The organism is Bartonella sp. AP36NXGY, assembly GCF_042195865.1.
Classification (GTDB): Bacteria; Pseudomonadota; Alphaproteobacteria; order Rhizobiales; family Rhizobiaceae; genus Bartonella.
In genome coordinates, this window is sequence record NZ_JBHIPD010000083.1 from 1 (window position 1) to 1830 (window position 1830).

Consider the following 1830-nt stretch of genomic DNA (forward strand, 5'->3'; position numbering starts at 1 on the left):
TTATCAAGATAAAGGTGGCAAAGAATCTCTCTGCAAGAAACTGACCTTTTATCGCCCCACTTTTAAGCATGCCAAGCAATTAGCGGTGCTCATTGGACCACAATTGACAGAGCTGCTGCTTCCTGAGTTTGGAGAGCAAAAAACCACTTTGAGCAATGATGTGCTTATCACGAAGCTTTCTCAAGTTTTGTTCACAAGTGAGGCAACAGAAGGCATCACAGCACTTTTGGCTGATATGTCACATGAATCTATTGAATTGATTGATCGAGTTGATGTGATGGATATTGTCGCAATATTGAAGGCTTTTTTTGCTTTTTTTACGCAACGCCAATCCTCTCTGCCAGACAATTTGGGGCAGAGCTAGCCCTTTATTATCACTGGGCGCCTTCAGAGATTAACCAGATGGATTGGCTGGATGTGATTGCCTATCGAGAAGAACTCGCGCGCCTGAAAGCTCAAGAATATGAAAGCCATCAGTTAGGATAAGAGACGATCATGGATGTTTCTCTTGTTGTGCGTTTTGTTAATCATCTGCAAGAGGGGATCGCTTCTGCCAAGCGAGATCTTGCAGCCTTTAGTTCAGATATTGCGCATTTCCAAAACAAGACAAGGCAGCATTTTAAAGGGTGGTTTGACCCTGAGCATCTTGAGGATGCGACAAAGAATGCGGAAAATGCTTTTAACCATGCGCGGGGGCGTATGGTGGGTGCCATTGCGCAAACAGCAACCTTAATTGCACCGCTCTATAAAGCCATGCAATTTGATCAATCGATGAAGGGACTAGAAAAGGTTCTCGATGCCCCCCTTGATCGCTTAAAGGAATTGCGCCGTTTTGCTTTGGAAACCTCCACTAAGATTCCGCTAGCGGCACGTGAAGTTTTAGAACTGATGACCAGTGCCAGCCAAGCAGGGATTGGCGAACAAGATCTAGAAGCTTTTAGCATTTATGCTGCCAAAGCGGCTGTTGCTTTTGATATGACGGGGGATCAGATTGGGGAGCGCTTTGCCAAATTGCGCAATGTCTTTAAGCTTAATCAGGCAGGCATTGAAGATCTAGGCGATGCTATCAATCATCTCTCTAATCACATGGCGGCAAAAGCCAGTGAGGTGTCTGATTTTACCAATCGTGCCACCGGTGCGGCAACCATGTTTAAGCTCACTGCGCGCGAAACCGCGGCATTTGGTACAGCGATGATTTCTGCTGGGATTGTTCCAGAGAGTGCTGCGCGTGGTTTTAATGCCATGAGTGCGCGCATTCAAGCAGGGGGCAAGCATATTGAAGATGCTTTTGCCAATATTGGGCTTTCCCGCGAAAAATTCATGCAAGATCTGGACAAAGATGCCACCGGTACCTTGGTACGCTTTTTTGATGTGTTGGGTAAATCCGAACAGGGCATGCGTTCGCTGATTGCCATTGCGGGGCGCGATTTTACTGGTGATTTTGCCAAATTGGTGGGTAACCCCGAATTGTTAGGGCAAGCTTTAGATTATGTGAAAGATCCACAAGTCTTTAAAGGCTCTGTAGAACAAGAAGCAGACAAACAAGCAACCGGTGCCATGCGGCAATTTGAACTCTTACAAAACCGCATTGTGGCTTTAGGGATTAGCATTGGTGAAGTGCTTCTGCCTCCTCTCAACAGTCTCATGGAAACTGTTGGTAATTTTACTAATGGGCTTATGGCGTGGGCGAATGCCCATCCCACTTTAACAAGTGCCATTATCAAAACCATTGCTGCCCTGATGGCTTTTAATATTGCTCTGCGCGTGTTGCGCTTTACCATGGCTGGCACACGTCTTGGGATTCTTCAATTGATGGGCTCTTTTATCAAG

General features: G+C 46.2%; 2 protein-coding genes. Both read left to right on the plus strand.

The features are described from left to right. Positions 1–364 (plus strand): hypothetical protein (locus ACFINX_RS09890; RefSeq protein ID WP_375668776.1); only part of this gene is annotated, 364 nt, incomplete at its 5' end. A gap of 131 nt (positions 365–495) precedes the next feature. Then, positions 496–1830, plus strand: a 1335-nt coding sequence (locus ACFINX_RS09895) for a phage tail tape measure protein (protein WP_375668777.1), incomplete at its 3' end; no start/stop codon positions are given.